11 protein-coding genes are annotated in these 16,218 nt (G+C 48.7%); 7 read left to right on the plus strand and 4 right to left on the minus strand.

Annotation, left to right across the window (positions count from 1 at the left end):
* The first annotated feature begins 84 nt into the window (after window positions 1-84).
* Window positions 85-2,409, plus strand: a complete 2,325-nt coding sequence (locus EGC76_RS06845) for a Tex family protein (RefSeq protein WP_128352256.1) — start codon at window positions 85-87, stop codon at window positions 2,407-2,409.
* A 63-nt stretch (window positions 2,410-2,472) separates the two neighbouring features.
* Here EGC76_RS06845 and EGC76_RS06850 read toward each other — a convergent pair whose 3' ends face one another.
* Window positions 2,473-3,651 (minus strand): acyl-CoA desaturase, encoded by a 1,179-nt coding sequence (locus EGC76_RS06850; protein ID WP_128352257.1) that lies wholly within the window; start codon window positions 3,649-3,651, stop codon window positions 2,473-2,475.
* A gap of 186 nt (window positions 3,652-3,837) precedes the next feature.
* Between EGC76_RS06850 and fabR the strand changes: the two genes are divergently transcribed.
* Window positions 3,838-4,458 carry an HTH-type transcriptional repressor FabR gene (gene fabR, locus EGC76_RS06855; RefSeq protein WP_128352258.1) on the plus strand — a complete coding sequence of 207 codons (621 nt, stop codon included), beginning with the start codon at window positions 3,838-3,840 and terminating at the stop codon, window positions 4,456-4,458.
* On the opposite strand, the gene EGC76_RS06860 is transcribed toward fabR, so the two are convergent.
* Window positions 4,427-6,205, minus strand: a complete 1,779-nt coding sequence (locus tag EGC76_RS06860; RefSeq protein WP_128352259.1) for an SLC13 family permease — start codon at window positions 6,203-6,205, stop codon at window positions 4,427-4,429. The genes fabR and EGC76_RS06860 overlap by 32 nt on opposite strands.
* A gap of 128 nt (window positions 6,206-6,333) precedes the next feature.
* Between EGC76_RS06860 and EGC76_RS06865 the strand changes: the two genes are divergently transcribed.
* The 3 genes from EGC76_RS06865 to EGC76_RS06875 all read left to right on the plus strand — a co-directional run bounded on the left by EGC76_RS06865 (window position 6,334) and on the right by EGC76_RS06875 (window position 11,302).
* The gene (locus EGC76_RS06865; RefSeq protein ID WP_128352260.1) at window positions 6,334-8,343 is read left to right on the plus strand and encodes a S9 family peptidase; all 2,010 of its coding nucleotides are present in this window, start codon (window positions 6,334-6,336) and stop codon (window positions 8,341-8,343) included.
* A 19-nt stretch (window positions 8,344-8,362) separates the two neighbouring features.
* Complete coding sequence (locus EGC76_RS06870; RefSeq protein ID WP_128352261.1) at window positions 8,363-9,463, plus strand: GGDEF domain-containing protein; 1,101 nt, start codon at window positions 8,363-8,365, stop codon at window positions 9,461-9,463.
* Window positions 9,464-9,577: 114 nt separating this feature from the next.
* Window positions 9,578-11,302: a putative bifunctional diguanylate cyclase/phosphodiesterase gene (locus EGC76_RS06875; protein WP_128352262.1), complete on the plus strand. Its 1,725-nt coding sequence runs from the start codon at window positions 9,578-9,580 to the stop codon at window positions 11,300-11,302.
* Window positions 11,303-11,315: 13 nt separating this feature from the next.
* Here EGC76_RS06875 and pckA read toward each other — a convergent pair whose 3' ends face one another.
* Entirely contained in the window at window positions 11,316-12,917 is a 1,602-nt protein-coding gene (pckA, locus tag EGC76_RS06880; protein WP_128352263.1) for a phosphoenolpyruvate carboxykinase (ATP), read from the minus strand.
* 150 nt (window positions 12,918-13,067) lie between these two features.
* On the opposite strand from pckA, the gene EGC76_RS06885 reads away from it, so the two are divergent.
* Entirely contained in the window at window positions 13,068-14,393 is a 1,326-nt protein-coding gene (locus EGC76_RS06885) for a sodium-dependent transporter (protein WP_128352264.1), read from the plus strand.
* A gap of 8 nt (window positions 14,394-14,401) precedes the next feature.
* Here the strand turns inward: EGC76_RS06885 and coaD are convergent, their stop codons facing one another.
* Window positions 14,402-14,890, minus strand: coding sequence for a pantetheine-phosphate adenylyltransferase (coaD, locus tag EGC76_RS06890; RefSeq protein WP_128352265.1), 489 nt, complete (start codon window positions 14,888-14,890; stop codon window positions 14,402-14,404).
* Window positions 14,891-15,017: 127 nt separating this feature from the next.
* On the opposite strand from coaD, the gene EGC76_RS06895 reads away from it, so the two are divergent.
* Window positions 15,018-16,211, plus strand: coding sequence for a glycine C-acetyltransferase (locus EGC76_RS06895; protein ID WP_128352266.1), 1,194 nt, complete (start codon window positions 15,018-15,020; stop codon window positions 16,209-16,211).
* Window positions 16,212-16,218: the final 7 nt, after the last annotated feature.

Below are 16,218 nucleotides of genomic sequence, written 5' to 3' on the forward strand. Positions count from 1 at the left end.
CAACACCTAAACGCACACAAGCCAGAATCAGCCTGATATACTTGGGCACATTTTTTGGTTCACAAGGACAACATGAGAGAAGCTATGAGCTCGATTACTCAGCAAATCGCGAACGAATTAGCGGTCAGTTCGCAGCAAGTACAAGCTGCTATCGCGCTACTTGACGACGGTGCTACGGTGCCTTTTATTGCCCGTTACAGAAAAGAAGCAACGGGCGGTTTAGACGACACGCAACTGCGTAATTTAGCCCAGCGCTTAACTTACTTGCGTGAGCTGGATGACCGGCGCGCAGTGATTTTGGCAAGCATCCGTGAACAAGATAAGCTGACGGCTGAACTCGAGCGGTCGATTTTATCAACCGAGTCAAAAACCGAGTTAGAAGATTTATACCTCCCGTTTAAACCGAAGCGTCGCACTAAGGGGCAAATTGCTATTGAAGCAGGTATCGAGCCACTTGCCGATGCTTTATTTGCTGACCCGAGCTTAACCCCTGAAACAGAAGCGCAACAGTTCATTAATGCCGACGCTGGTTTTGCTGATGAAAAAGCCGTGCTTGATGGTGCCCGTTTTATACTGATGGAACGCTTTGCTGAAGATGCCGCGTTGCTGAAAAAAGTGCGTGACTACTTATGGAATAACGCAGAAATCACCAGCACACTGGCACCCGGCAAAGAAGCTGAAGGCGCAAAATACCGCGACTATTTCGAATTTCATGAAGCCATTAAGAAAATACCTTCGCACCGCGCATTGGCATTATTTCGCGGCCGTAACGAAGGTATCTTGCAGCTCAAACTCAACGCTGACCCGCAGCAAGAGGACCCTAAAGCTCACAGCCACGGCGAGCACCTCATTGCTGCGCACATTGGCTGGCATGATCAAGGCCGCGCTGGCGATGCTTGGTTACAGCAAACGGTTCAGTGGACATGGCGCATTAAAATACTGCTGCACATGGAAACCGAATTATTCGGTTCAGTGCGCGAGCGCGCCGAGACCGATGCCATTCAAATTTTTGCCAACAACTTAAAAGATTTATTGATGGCGGCACCTGCCGGCGACAAGGTCACCATGGGCTTAGACCCAGGCGTTCGTACCGGCATTAAAGTTGCAGTGGTGGACTCAACCGGTAAAGTGCTTGGCACCAATACGGTATTTCCATTCCAGCCCCAAAACCAAGTCGATAAAGCCATGCGTACCTTGGCTGGCATGTGTAAGCAACACAAAGTAAAACTCATTTCGATTGGCAATGGCACGCATTCGCGCGAAACCGACAAGCTAGTTGGCGAAATGCTAAAAGCCAACCCGGAAATAAAAGCCGCAAAAGTGATCGTTAACGAAGCTGGGGCATCTGTTTATTCTGCTTCTGAACTTGCTGCCAACGAATTCCCAGATTTGGATGTGTCACTTCGTGGCGCCGTATCGATTGCTCGCCGATTGCAAGACCCGCTGGCTGAGCTGGTGAAGATAGAACCTAAATCAATCGGTGTCGGCCAATATCAGCACGATGTTAGCCAAGCGCAACTCGCGCAAAGCCTTGATGCTGTCGTGGAAGACTGTGTAAACGCTGTCGGAGTGGATATTAATACCGCTTCAGTAGCGTTGCTGGCACGCGTTGCGGGTTTAACCAAAACGCTCGCGCAGAACATTGTTACGCATCGGGATAGTCACGGTCGCTTCACGGCACGCAAGCAGCTTCTGAAAGTTGCCCGCATGGGGCCTAAGTCATTTGAACAAGCGGCTGGCTTCTTGCGCATCATGAACGGTGAGCAGCCGCTTGACGGTTCTGCGGTTCACCCAGAGGCCTACCCGGTTGTTGAGCGCATTGCTGCCGCTAATGCGCGCGAAGTGAACGACATCATTGGCGATTCAAGCTTCTTGAAGAATTTAAACGCCGCTGATTATACCGATGACACGTTTGGGCTTCCGACCATACAGGACATCTTGCGTGAGCTTGATAAACCGGGTCGTGACCCACGCCCTGAGTTTAAAACAGCGAGCTTTAAAGATGGCGTAGACGACATCAAGGATTTGAAGCCTGGCATGACACTCGAAGGCGTCGTCAGTAATGTTGCTGCCTTTGGTGCCTTTGTGGATATTGGTGTTCACCAAGACGGTTTAGTGCACGTATCGGCTTTGGCAGATAAGTTTGTCAGTGACCCGCGCGAAATTGTCAAAGCTGGCGATATTGTGAAGGTTAAAGTGCTTGAAGTTGACGTACCACGCAAACGTATCAGCTTAACCATGCGCTTGCATGATGAGCCAACAGCTCAAGCGCCCGCTGCAACGAACACAAAATCCTCAGGTAAGCCACAACAACCAGCTTCAGCAAAACCAAAGGGCAAAGCTGCGGCGCCAGCGAACTCAGCTATGGGATCAGCCTTTGCTGATGCCTTTGCCAAAGCAAAGAAATAGCACCCACAAAAAAGCCGACCGTAGCATTGTGACTGCGGTCGGCTTTCAATTCTTATTCATCAATTAAACGCTTTGTGTACCTTGCATATTGCCTTGAATTGTTCGTTGCAATAGTTGGTGGAACTCGCGTTTATGCGCGACGAATACCTCACGCATTGCATCCGCTTTAGCCTGCAGCTCTGCTAAGGTGGGCACATGCACACTGTCTACGAGTGCTTTCGTTTTAATGTCTAACAATTGCTTGCGTACCTGATAGTACTCACGCAACTTGGCAACCATAACGTCAAATTCATCATGCAGTTTCGCCATGGTTGTTTCGCACGAAACTTCTGCTTTTGCAGTGGCTTTCTTAAACTGCATTTCTAAGCGCGCTTTTTCAACTTGGTAACCGTTAGTGCGTTTTAAGTTGCGCGTTAAACCAACCCACGAGCAAGCACGAATCAACCACTTGGTTGGGTCAAACTGCCACCAGCGAATGCCATTGCGGTAATCCGCCGAGAAAATATGGTGGTAATTGTGGTAGCCCTCGCCAAAGGTCAAAAATGCTAACACACCATTATCGCGGGCCGTGTTGCGATCCGTATAAGTTTGCTTACCCCATATGTGCGCCAGCGAGTTAATAAAGAATGTTGTGTGGTGATTAATCACTAAGCGAGCAAACCCCACTAAAATTATTGCACCCCATACATCGCCAAGCATCAAACCTAGCGCGACAGGCCAACCGAAGGTGGTTAGTAACGTCAGGGTTAAATAATTACGATGTTGCCACATCACAATTGGGTCTTTTTGAATGTCTTTCACGTTGTCGTAGTTGGTGTACCGCGACGCTTGATATTCACGCAGCATCCAACCGATGTGCGAATACCAAAACCCGCGTTTCGCTGAATACGGATCTTTGTCGTTGTCGTCAACATGCTTATGGTGTTCGCGGTGATCAGACGACCAATGCAATGCACTGTTCTGCACTGCAAGCGCGCCACCTAATGCGAATAGTATGCGCAATGACCAATGTGCATCATAGGTACGATGCGCCCATAACCGATGGTAACCGGCGGTAATTGAAATACCAGCAAAGCCAATGGTCGCAATTAAGCCAACGATGAGCCCCGTAGAAAAACCATGGGTGAAGCCGTACCAAGGTACGCCAATAGCGGCAACCAAAAAAGTAATAGCAAAAACACTTAGGTTAAGCCAAAGAATCGGGGGTTTTTCAGCGGCAGCTGAATTTTGATGTGACGACATAAATATAAACCAACTTAACTACGTAAAAGAAATACACATTCATTTCAGTGAACACTTGTTCGCTCAATTTACCTACACCAATCGCTCAACGCAAGCATTATCGCTCAAAAAACGATGAATTGCGTGAACACACGTTCACTGACATAATCACCTTTGACGACATTTAGAGCAGAGAGTTCCATCACTATGGCAGGCGTTCGAGCAGCCCAAAAAGAAAAGACCCGACGCGCACTTATTCAAGCGGCCATGAACCAGTTAAGTGCGGAACATGGATATGCCAGCTTAAGCTTACGCGAAGTTACGCGCGAAGCCGGTATTGCGCCAACGTCTTTTTACCGCCATTTTCAAAACATGGAAGAGCTCGGCTTAACGTTAGTCGACGAAGGCGGCTTAACCCTGCGCCAATTATTGCGCCAGTCACGCCAACAAATCGCTAAAGGTGGCTCAATCATTCGAGCCTCAATAACCACCTTTATGGAATTCGTCACCAATAATACCGCTATTTTCCGTCTGCTGCTGCAAGAGAAGTCTGGGAACTCAAGGGAGTTTCGACTCGCGGTAACACGCGAAGTTGAGCATTTCACCGCTGAGTTGGTCGATTATTTAGTGGATGAACAAAATTTTGAACGTTATCTTGCTGAGCTGCAGGCTGACGCGATTGTTCGCATTGTGTTTAGCGCAGGCGCCGACGCACTCGATGCCGATGCAAAAGAAAGGCATCGACTTGCTGAACAAACAATTGCGCAGTTACGGATTATTGCACTTGGCGCAGAAGCTACCCGTACAGCGGCCAAAACCAGAGAATAAGGGGCACGGTGGCAGCGGTTAAAACCATAGTCAGCGGTAACCCTAACTTCCAGTAATCGCCGAAAGCATACCCACCAGGCCCCATAACTAAGATATTCGACTGATGCCCAATGGGGGTGATAAATGGTAGTGCAGCGCCAACCGCAACCGCCATTAGGAATGGATCTGGCGCAACACCCAAGCTTTCCGCCATGTTTAAACCGATTGGTGCCATCAGCACCGCTGCGGCGGCGTTATTTACAATATTCGACAAACTAATCGTCACCACCAGTAGAATTGTCATTGCAACCGCCGCCGGTGCGTCACTACTCACAACGAACGCCCATTCCGCTAGCGTATGCGCCGCCCCACTTCGCTCTAAGGCACCACCAAGTGGTATGGTCGCACCAAGTAACACAACGATTGGCCAGTCGACGTTCTCATACAGTTCGCGCAACGGAATGATATTCGCTAACACCATCGCGCCCGCAGCGGCAGTAAAAGCTACCGGCACTGACAATAGCCCCAACGCACTGGCTAAAATAGCAACCGCAAAAATGGCTAACGGCGTGAACAGCTTTTTTACGCCACCAATGCGCATACTGCGCTGCGCTAACGGAAAGCATCCAAACCGACGGAATACATCCGTTAGAATTTCGGCGTCGCCTTGCAACAGCAATACATCGCCCGGCTTGAAACGAATATTGGCTAAATTTGGTTTTACCGGTTGCCCTTGCCGTGCAACGGCCAGCACATTCACGCCAAAACGGTGGCGCAAGCGTAAATCAGCAGCCGAACGGCCAATGAGTCGTGAATCAGGACCCACAACCCCCTCTACCACTTGCACTTCGGCGGAAATTAAAAATCGGTCAGCGAGTTCTTCGTCAGCATTGAGCTCCAGACCGGTCGCATCAATAATTTGTTGCAATGTTTCAGTATCGGCCTCTACAATAAGCACATCTTCCGCCTTGATACGATAATAACGTGGCGGCGCAGTGGTAACTGCCTTTCCGTGTTTCACCGCAACAATGGCAAAGTTGTCTTTGATTTTGCTTTCGAGTTCAAACAAGGTTTGCCCGACACAATTGGCCTCTTCGGGAACCCACAATTCGGTTATATACGAGCTCATGTCATAAGGTGAGTTGGCTGCGTCACGGCTGGTGGTATTCGGCACCAACCAACGGCTGGTAACCCACATAAATACCAAACCAATTGCCGCCAAACTCAAGCCTACCGGGGTAAAGTCAAAAATACCGAAGCTACTACCCAGAGCTTCGTGACGAATGTCCGCAATGATAATGTTTGGCGGTGTACCTATCATAGTAATGGTACCGCCCAGCAATGAACCAAAGGCCATCGGCATTAACACTTTAGAAGCGTGACCAAGGCCGCTACGTGATAACTGCAGCGCCACCGGAATCATAATTGCCATGGTTCCCGTGTTGCTAATAAATGCGGAGCATATGGTGGTAATAGTGGTTAACGCGATCATTTGAATCCACGCTTTATCACCAACCCGCTTCATTAGCGACGCTAGCGCGTCGACCACCCCAGATCGCCACATGGCATGGCTAATCACCAATACTGCTGCAACCGTAATAACGGCGGCATTACCAAAACCAGCAAAGACCTCTTGGGCAGGAACCAACCCCAATGCCGCTGCAATTAACAGCGCCAGCATTGCGACAATGTCGTAGCGCCATTTGTCCCAGACAAATAGCACCAGCGCTCCGATTAAAATTGCGCCTATTAATAGTTGGTCTAGCATGGGGTACCCAAAGCTTAAAATGTTGTTAACAGATTGGCGTTATTTCGTGGGAAGTCAATAATTTTACTGGTAGTATTAACAAAATTATACGAATAAATCTTGAACAACAAAGCAACGAGGAGTTCATTATGCTTCGCAGCATTGGCGTCATTTTAGTCGCTGCGGTATTAACCGTACCCAGTTTTGCGCGTGATATCACGTTGCAAGAAACGGTTACCGTAAAATCAATTAATAGTGCGGCTCTTGCCGCCGACGGCCAGTTGGCAGCATTTACCCGCGTGGTTCCACGTACTCCGTATAAAGATGAAGACGGTGGTGCCTACATTGAGCTTCACACCGTACATGGCGATGCCACCAGCGTGCCATTCATTACCGGTAAAGAGTCAGTGCGCTCGGTGAGCTTTAATGGCCAAACAATTTATTTTTTGGCTAAACGCGACGATGCGAAGCACACCAGCTTATACAAAATGGCAACTACCGGTGGCGAAGCGCAGCTCGCCCTGAGCCATGACGCAGCTATTAGCAGCTATGCGGTTAGCAATAACGGCCGCTATATTGCTTTTCGCGCTCGCTCTAAAGCCGATGAAACCAAGAGTAAACTAGCCAAAAAAGGCTTCAAAGCAGAAATTTATGAAGAACAGAACGAGTTTACACACCTTTGGCTTTACGACACGCAAGCTGATGACGCGAAGCCTGTTCAGTTAAGCACTGACACGCAAGTATTGTCCGTTGCATTTCGCCCAGAGAACGACCAGCTGTTGGTTCGTGTCGCGCCAACAGCCCTGGTTGACGACAATTACATGAGCACACAGTATCAACTGCTCGATTATGACGGCAAACAAGTCAGTGCCTTTGAATCAGTTGGTAAGCTCGGCAAAGCTGAGTTCTCGCCTGATGGCCGTTATTTGGCGGTGATTGGTGCTGCGGATTATAACGACCCAGCCTCGGGCCGGTTGTACGTGTATGACACCAGTAAAGAAAATGAAAGAACCAACCTGCTGCCTGATTATCAAGGTCATGTGCAAGACATCGCTTGGCGTCGCAATGATGAACTTATTTGGTTAGGTCATCGTGGCACACAAAGTGAAGTGCAAGCGTTGACTATGCAGTGGTTTGAAAGCCGCATGCTCATGGAGCCAAGTAAACTGGTTGCGGTCGACATTGAAGTTGCACCCGGTAAAAACGATGTCCTGGTTCGGGCGCACAGCAGTGCACATCCAACAGAGTTATTTCGCATTAGTGGACAAAACATCACGCGCCTAACCAATTCTAATCCATGGTTAGACGATGTCACTATGCCCCGCCAAGAAACCATCAGTTACAAGGCCCGTGACGGCCTAGAGCTTGAAGGTGTGGTGGTTTACCCAACGGATTATACCGAAGGCAAACGTTACCCACTTATCATGGTGGTGCACGGCGGACCAGAAGCCCATTACAGCAATGGTTGGCTTGATCGTTATGGCAGCCCGGTAAAATATGCTGCGCAACAAGGCTATGCGCTGTTTTTCCCAAATTACCGTGGCAGCACGGGGCGTGGCGTCGAGTTTTCTAAGCTCGGCCAAAATGACTACGCAGGTAAGGAATTTGACGACCTTGTTGATGGCAAAAATCACTTGGTAGAAATGGGGCTTGTTGACGAAACCAAAGTGGGCATCACCGGTGGCTCTTACGGCGGCTTTGCTTCAGCTTGGGGCGCAACTGCTCTGACGGAACATTTCGCAGCAAGTGTGATGTTCGTTGGTATCAGTGACAACATTTCAAAATTCGGTACCACCGATATTGCCAAAGAAATGCACGCGGTTCATGCACGCAGTTATCCGTGGGAAAAGTGGCAATGGTACCTTGAGCGCAGCCCGATTTATCATGCTGAAAAAGCCCGTACACCTATTTTGATCATGCACGGCAAAGAAGACACGCGTGTGCACCCAAGCCAGTCCATGGAACTATACCGTTATTTGAAAACCCACGGTAAGGTTCCGGTGCGCTTGGTATTATACCCAGGTGAAGGGCACGGCAACCGCCGCGTTGCCGCACAGCTGGACTACTCCATGCGCCTAATGCGTTGGATGCAGCACTTTTTGGTTGAAGGCAACAAAGAAGCTCCAGCGCATGAGTTACCTCACGCTGAACAGCTTTAGTTCAAGCTGGTAACCACGCATGAGCTGGCAAGTTTTGCGTACGTTAGTTCATCAAGGGTGGTGGGTTATCCACCACCCTTTTGAACGTCAAGACCCACGCTACTGGCGTGTACAATTAATGCAAAGCTTGCTGCTTATTTTGCAAGTCTACTCCGGCGCCTTTGTACTACTAAACCTGACGTTATTTGGCTATTTCGACATGGCGATAGCCAACTTATGTGTGTTCGCAGCTATTTTGGCCATACAAGTCGACTTGCGTAAGAACCTGAACTTAGACCGCAGCGCTATAGCTCTTACCGGCACAATTGTGGTTTTTTTGGGCATCTATTTAGCAATTGCGCAAGGCCGAAACTATTCATTTATTTGGTTAAGCTTAGTACCAACAATTTCATTTTTCTTATTAGGCATTCGCCGTGGGCTATACGTTAGTGTGTTGTTTTTGACAGCCTCTATCGTGTTTATTGTCGTTTTCTCCTCAGGCTGGCCCAGTTACGAACTAAATATTCCGAGTTACTTTAACATCGCGCTTTCGTTGTTCGCCTTGCTGACGATTAGCCGTCACTATGAAAAATCCCGTACCGAAGCCTTCGCATTTTTGGCCAAACGTAATCAAGAGCTGGAGATTTTAGCGGTTACCGACCCGCTAACTCAATTATTCAACCGCTCACATCTTGATGCCATGCTCGAAATTGAATTGCAGCGCGCCAAACGTGACAAAACTGATCTGTCTGTGTTGATTATTGACGCCGACCAATTCAAAACGCTCAATGACAGTTATGGGCACGTCGTTGGTGATGAAGTGCTGGTTGAGCTGAGCAGCCTCTTGCAGAGCTGCGCGCGCGCAACCGATGTACTGGGTCGCTGGGGCGGTGAGGAGTTCCTGATTATTGCACCAAAGACCGGTGAAGATGGTGCAGTGGAGTTGGCAGAAAAGATCCGCGTAGCTGTTGGTCGGCATCGTTTTACTGATGAAGATTTACACCTAACCTTAAGCATTGGCTCGGCAACACTTTCCCCAACCGACACACAAATATCAATCATTCAACGGGCCGATGACGGCCTTTATCAAGCCAAGCACGATGGACGCAACTGCACACGCCTTGGAAAATCTACGGCTTAACTCGCAGATACTTGTTGTTACATTACCTTTACATTAGTATATTCCAGTGTACGTAGTTCATGGGATTCATCTGTGAGCTTTTTAGTCAGGTAATCGTCGTTTGCAGGCAGCCGCATGGATGTAGACAGAAATCGTTTCACGGAATCTCAACCACTTGAGTACAGTCAGGGTTACTTGCTTGAACGCGCCGTTCAGTCAAGTATCAACAGTATTGTCATTATTGACGCACTGGTTAGCGGGCGCCCCTTAGTTTATGCCAATGCCGCTTTTTATCGCACCACAGGCTATCACCCAACGGAAGTTCTCGGTAAGAGTCTTCATTTTCTGCAGGGGCCTGACTCTGACCCGGCGGCAGTAAACTCGGTAATCCATGCACTTGAGCACCATCAAGAGTTAAAAACCTCGATACTCAATTACCGAAAAGACGGCACCAGCTACTGGAATGAAGTGCATATTTCCCCTGTCCTTGATGCGACCAATAAAGTGACTCACTTTATCGGGGTACTATTAGATGTTAGTGACAAACGCGCCATTGAAGAGCAGCTAATTTATAATCAAACACATGACCCTTTGACTGGCTGTTTAAATCGGAGCCATCTTGAAGAACGGGTTACGCATGATTTAGTGCTCGCAAAGCGGCAACGCCAAATGCTTGCGCTGTACTATATTGATCTGGATAAATTTAAAGCCATCAACGATGCTTTCGGCATCAACTGCGGCGACAACCTGCTTAAGCAAGTTGCTTCACGCATCCTTGCGCTGCTTGACCCGGGTGACACCTTGGCACGGGTTAACGCCGACGAGTTTGTATTGCTGGTACCTGAGGTGGACGATGCCGATGAAGGGCATCGAATTGCGCAGCGGCTTCAGTCTGTATTCGCACAGCCATTTCAACTCGGCGAATACTCCATTACAGTTACCGCAAGTATTGGTATTGCGGCCTATGAGCCACAGCACAAAGTCAACGTGTTACCGGCGGCAGAGTCGCTGATTCAGCACGCGGACATGGCCATGTATCAGGCTAAGTTAGCCGGTCGTAATACGGTGCATTGGTTCTCCCAACAGATATCTTCGCAACTCAGCGAGAAATTGTTACTGCGCCAGCAACTGCATGATGCGTTAACCCAAGAGCAGCTCGAACTTTACTATCAACCGATTCTTTGTTCCGACAAGCAGTCGGTGTGCGCGCTTGAGTGTTTGTTGCGCTGGCACCACCCTGAACGCGGTATGGTTTCGCCAGCTGAGTTCATTCCACTTGCGGAGGAGTCAGGACAGATTGTGCCTATCGGCAATTGGGTTCTTGAGCAAGCCTGTCGTGACATCATGACGATAAACAAAGGCCGCGAAATACCGCTCTCGGTTGCAGTTAACATTTCCGCCGTGCAGTTTACTCAAATAACATTCCTGCAAACTGTGCGCGACATTATGGCGCGCACGGGAATAGATCCCGAATGCCTTGAGTTAGAAATCACTGAAAGCGTATTAATGGCCGACGAAGATCGCGCTATTGATACCATTCATACGCTCGATAGTATGGGAGTGCGCGTGTCGCTAGATGACTTTGGAACAGGGTATTCCAGCCTTGCATACTTGCGTTTTCTACCGGTACATAAAATTAAAATCGACAGAAGTTTTGTACGCGAAATTGCCCACAATAAACGCGACAATGCGATTCTGTCGGGCATCGTGTCGATGGCGCATAAGTTGAATTTAATTGTGGTTGCCGAGGGTGTTGAAGACGAAGTACAAGCGCAGCTGCTGCGCGAGTCAAACTGTGATTTGCTGCAAGGGTTCTTGTATGCAAAGCCCCAGCCGCTCGCGCGGCTGGTTCTTAAGTAACGTTTAGCGTTGGTTACAACTGAGGGCCAGCAGCAACCAAAGACTTGCCTTCTTCGTTATCGGTGAACTTTTCGAAGTTCGCGACGAAGCGATTAGCAAGATCTTGTGCTTTCACATCCCAATCACCCGCGTCTGCATAGGTGTTGCGTGGGTCCAAAATATGTTGCTCTTGAACGCCTGCAAGTGCCGTTGGCATGGCGAGATTAAAGTATGGCAACTGGACAAACTCAGCGTCTTCAATGCTACCGTCCAGAATAGAGTCAATAATGGCTCGGGTTGCCTGAATAGAAATACGCTTGCCCGTACCGTTCCAGCCAGTGTTCACCAAATAAGCTTCCGCGCCGGCTGCTTCCATACGCTTGACCAAAACTTCAGCGTACTGGGTTGGGTGCAAGGTCAGAAATGCCGCACCAAAACAGCTCGAGAAGGTTGGCGTTGGCTCAGTGATACCACGTTCTGTGCCGGCAAGTTTTGCCGTGAAGCCTGACAGGAAGTAGTACTCAGTTTGCTCTTTCGTCAACTTGGAAACTGGCGGTAAAACACCAAAAGCGTCGGCTGTTAAAAAGATAACCTTTTGCGCGTGACCCGCTTTAGAAACCGGCTTCACAATATTGTCGATATGATAAATCGGGTACGAAACACGGGTGTTTTCAGTTTTTGATCCATCATCGAAATCTACGCTGCCATCTGCACGTACGGTGACGTTTTCAAGCAACGCATCGCGACGAATCGCATTGTAAATATCAGGCTCTGCTTCAGCGGATAAATTAATTGTTTTCGCGTAGCAACCGCCTTCGAAGTTGAATACGCCGTCGTCATCCCAACCGTGCTCGTCATCACCAATGAGTTGGCGCTTTGGATCGGTTGAAAGCGTGGTTTTACCCGTACCTGACAAACCAAAGAAAATTGCCACATCACCGTCTTTACCAACGTTTGCAGAACAATGCATGGATGCAATGCCTTGCAATGGCAGGTAGTAGTTCATGATGGAGAACATGCCCTTCTTCATTTCGCCGCCGTACCAGGTACCACCAATTAACTGGATGCGTTCAGTTAAGTTGAAAGCGACAAAGTTTTCAGAATTCAGACCGTGCTCTTGCCATTTATGGTTGATGCATTTTGCACCATTCATAACCACAAAATCTGGTGTAAAGTTTTCCAGCTCTTCTGCAGAAGGACGGATAAACATGTTTTTCACGAAGTGGGCTTGCCATGCAACTTCGGTAATGAACCGAACGGCCAAGCGTGTGTCTTCGTTTGCACCGCAGTATGTATCCACAACAAACAAACGTTTGCCTGATAACTGGTCGGTAACAGTTTCTTTTAAATCAGCCCAGATTTCCGGGGTAATCGCTTTGTTATCATTTTTACCCTGATCAGCCCACCACAGCGTGTCTTTTGTGGTGTCGTCACGCACAATGTATTTGTCCTTTGGCGAGCGACCGGTAAATATACCTGTATCCACTGCAACAGCACCTTGGTCAGTCACAACGCCTTTTTCATAGCCTTGCAAATCAGTGCGTGTTTCTTCTTCAAACAATTGTTCGTAAGAAGGATTATGGACAACTTCAGTGACGTCTGTGATGCCGTAATGGCCTAGATCCAGATCAGTCATGTAACGGACTCCTGCGGGTCTGGTTTGAGCATAAAATTTGAAAAGTAAACTTGGGGCGCGATTCTAACTTGAAATCGTCAAAAATAATAGTCTTACGTACCCGTTAGAGGCTAGAATGGCGGCTTTTACCGCAAAAATAATGGCTTAATTATGCGCGATAGTTTTCATACACGACTCGGTTTTATCCTCGCTGCGGCGGGTTCTGCAATTGGGCTAGGCAATATTTGGGGGTTCCCAACTCAAGTTGCAAACCACGGCGGCGCAGCGTTTTTGCTCGTGTATTTGGTGGTGATTGTGGTACTGGCTGTTCCCGCTCTTTACACCGAGTTAAGTATCGGCCATGCCGCACAGGCAAACCCAGTTAAAGCCCTCACCATGCTGAGTCAAACCAGTCGGCCCATCACTGCCGCAAGCGGAAAAACCATTGGTTACCTCAATGTTATTGGCGCGGTGTTGATGCTTAGCTTTTATCACTTAGTTGCCGCTTGGATGGTGGCTGAAGGCTTAACCTCACTGCTCACCGCGCTTAACTTAACAGCACTAACACACTGGACAGATACGCCATCAATCCTGCGCGACATAATCCTATTGTTGGTATTTGTCGCCTTTACCTTCGGAATTGTGATTAATGGCGTACAAAATGGTATCGAACGTTGGGCGCGCCGACTAATGCCGCTGCTGGTTGTTTTGTTACTTGGGCTAATTGCCTTTATTGGCACCTTGCCGGGTGCAAGCGATGGCTTTCGCGCTTACCTGGTGCCAGATTTTAGCAGCATGTGGAGCGCTGATCTGATTGTTTCAGCCATGGGGCAAGCATTTTTCTCGCTCTCTATCGGCTTGGGCGGCATGATGATTTATGGCAGCTATTTAAGCAAAGGTACGCGCTTAGGCCGACTGACGTGGAGTGTTGCGGCGCTTGATACCTTGGTCGCTTTTCTTGCCGGTCTACTTATCATTCCCGCACTTTATGTCGCGATGGCGCAAGGTCTGTCAGTTACCGAAGGTGAACAACTGATTGGCGAGGGCCGCCTGATTTTCCAAGTACTACCTGACTTGTTCGAACAGCTCGGTGCGGCTGGCGCCTGGCTTGGGTTTGGTTTCTTTGCTCTGCTCAGTATCGCAGCATTAACATCAACCATTGCCACAGCCGAAGTGCCTATTGCCTATGCCATTGAAACGCACCAGATATCGCGCCGCAAGGCAGCAGGCATCATTGCAGGCTGTATCAGTTTGATTGGTTGTGCATTAGTTATTTGGTTTGAGCCGCTGTTTAATTGGGTTGTTACGTACGTCACTCAATTTCAGCTGCCGCTATCCGGGTTGTTCTACTTTATTGTGCTGGGTTGGTTTTGGCAGCGCAGTAATCGTGTGCGTGAACTGGCAGGCACGCAGTGGCGCTATCGCCTATTATTTTGGCACTTACGCTTGGTGTGCCCGCTGCTGTTAGCTTGGGTATTCGTTGACGTCGCGCTATGAGTTTCAGCTCATTCGCGCGACTTGATCTTAGCCTCTAACGCAGCTGCAACTCGCGTGTCGGTAAATTGGCGCACGTCACCGTGATGAATGGCAACCTCTTTGACCAGCGTGGATGAGATAAACGAATTTTCCTCGGCGGGCGTTAAAAACACGCTCTCCAGCACCGGGTATAAACGTCGATTCATATTGGCGAGTTGAAATTCGTATTCAAAATCCGATACAGCCCGCAAACCACGTATAAGCACCGTTGCCCCTTGCTCCTTGGCAAAGTCCACCAGCAAACCACTAAAGCCAACGACGGTAACGTTGGGGAGGTTAGCCGTTACTTCGCGAACCAACTCAACGCGTTCATCCAGCGTAAACATTGGCTTTTTGCTTGGGCTATTGGCAACACCAACCACAATTTCACTAAATAAATTGGCAGCACGCTCAATTAAGTCGGCATGTCCGTTGGTAATCGGGTCAAAAGTGCCCGGATAAATAGCGCGTTTATGCATGAAATTTCTCCAGCCGTAGAAATGAGGATGCGCAGCCCCCCGCTGATCAGGTAAACTATGCAGTATCTTAACGGCTTAAGTGCATTAGCTTAAGTCTACCCGCAGGGTCCGAAGCACGGAGAATTACATGAAGCAAGATTTTTATCAACAACTTGAAACGCAGCTAGACGAGCTTAAACACGAAGGTTTGTACAAAAATGAGCGGATCATTTTAGGCGACCAAGATGCCGAAATTGAAGTCGGTGACGGTGAGTCAGTACTTAACTTCTGTGCCAACAACTACCTCGGTTTGGCGAACAGTCCTGAACTTATCAAGGCAGCGAAGCAAGGGCTTGATGAGCATGGCTTCGGCACTGCATCGGTGCGCTTTATCTGTGGTACACAAAACATTCATAAAACGCTTGAAGCAAAATTGAGCGCGTTTTTAGGCACCGAAGATACTATTTTATATTCATCATGTTTTGACGCGAACGGCGGCCTTTTTGAAACATTAATGGGTCCGGAAGACGCGATTATCAGCGATGAGCTGAACCATGCGTCAATTATTGACGGCATTCGCTTAAGTAAAGCCAAGCGTTATCGCTACAAAAACAACGATATGGCTGACCTTGAAGCGCAACTCAAACAAGCCAAGCTTGACGGTGCGCGCAATATCCTGATTGCCACTGACGGCGTTTTCTCAATGGATGGCGTTATCGCAAACCTGAATGGCGTATGCGACTTAGCTGACGAATACGGTGCGTTAGTCATGATGGATGATTGTCATGCCACCGGATTTTTAGGCGAAAACGGGAAAGGTACCCACGAATACTGCAACGTACTGGGCCGCGTAGATATTATTACCGGCACATTAGGTAAAGCGTTAGGCGGCGCATCAGGCGGCTATACTTCAGGTAAAAAGCCGGTGATTGACTGGTTACGCCAGCGTTCACGTCCTTATTTATTCTCAAATTCTGTGGCGCCAGCAATCGTTCAGGCTTCTATTCGCGTATTAGAAATGCTGGAAAACGGCCACGAGTTACGCAAAAAGTTGTGGGACAACGCCAACCATTTCCGCACTGAAATGACCAAGGCTGGCTTTACCCTGAGTGGCGCGGATCATGCCATTATCCCGGTGATGATTGGTGATGCACGCTTGGCATCAGAAATGGCTGAGCGGATGCTCAAAGAAGGCATTTATGTGGTCGGCTTTTCATTCCCTGTGGTACCACGCGGCAAAGCGCGGATACGCACACAAATGTCAGCTGCGCACACACGCGAACAACTCGACCGGGCAATTGATGCGTTTACTCGCATTGGTAAAGACCTTGGAATTATTTAACGTCGTC

This window comes from Pseudidiomarina gelatinasegens (assembly GCF_004025325.1).
GTDB classification, from domain to species: Bacteria; Pseudomonadota; Gammaproteobacteria; order Enterobacterales; family Alteromonadaceae; genus Pseudidiomarina; species Pseudidiomarina gelatinasegens.

Bases quoted from the DNA above. Each gene is read 5' to 3' on its own strand.
- EGC76_RS06845 (WP_128352256.1), top strand. From the start codon at position 85: ATGAGCTCGATTACTCAGCAAATCGCGAACGAATTAGCGGTCAGTTCG.
- EGC76_RS06850 (WP_128352257.1), bottom strand. From the start codon at position 3,651: ATGTCGTCACATCAAAATTCAGCTGCCGCTGAAAAACCCCCGATTCTT.
- fabR (WP_128352258.1), top strand. From the start codon at position 3,838: ATGGCAGGCGTTCGAGCAGCCCAAAAAGAAAAGACCCGACGCGCACTT.
- EGC76_RS06860 (WP_128352259.1), bottom strand. From the start codon at position 6,205: ATGCTAGACCAACTATTAATAGGCGCAATTTTAATCGGAGCGCTGGTG.
- EGC76_RS06865 (WP_128352260.1), top strand. From the start codon at position 6,334: ATGCTTCGCAGCATTGGCGTCATTTTAGTCGCTGCGGTATTAACCGTA.
- EGC76_RS06870 (WP_128352261.1), top strand. From the start codon at position 8,363: ATGAGCTGGCAAGTTTTGCGTACGTTAGTTCATCAAGGGTGGTGGGTT.
- EGC76_RS06875 (WP_128352262.1), top strand. From the start codon at position 9,578: ATGGATGTAGACAGAAATCGTTTCACGGAATCTCAACCACTTGAGTAC.
- pckA (WP_128352263.1), bottom strand. From the start codon at position 12,917: ATGACTGATCTGGATCTAGGCCATTACGGCATCACAGACGTCACTGAA.
- EGC76_RS06885 (WP_128352264.1), top strand. From the start codon at position 13,068: ATGCGCGATAGTTTTCATACACGACTCGGTTTTATCCTCGCTGCGGCG.
- coaD (WP_128352265.1), bottom strand. From the start codon at position 14,890: ATGCATAAACGCGCTATTTATCCGGGCACTTTTGACCCGATTACCAAC.
- EGC76_RS06895 (WP_128352266.1), top strand. From the start codon at position 15,018: ATGAAGCAAGATTTTTATCAACAACTTGAAACGCAGCTAGACGAGCTT.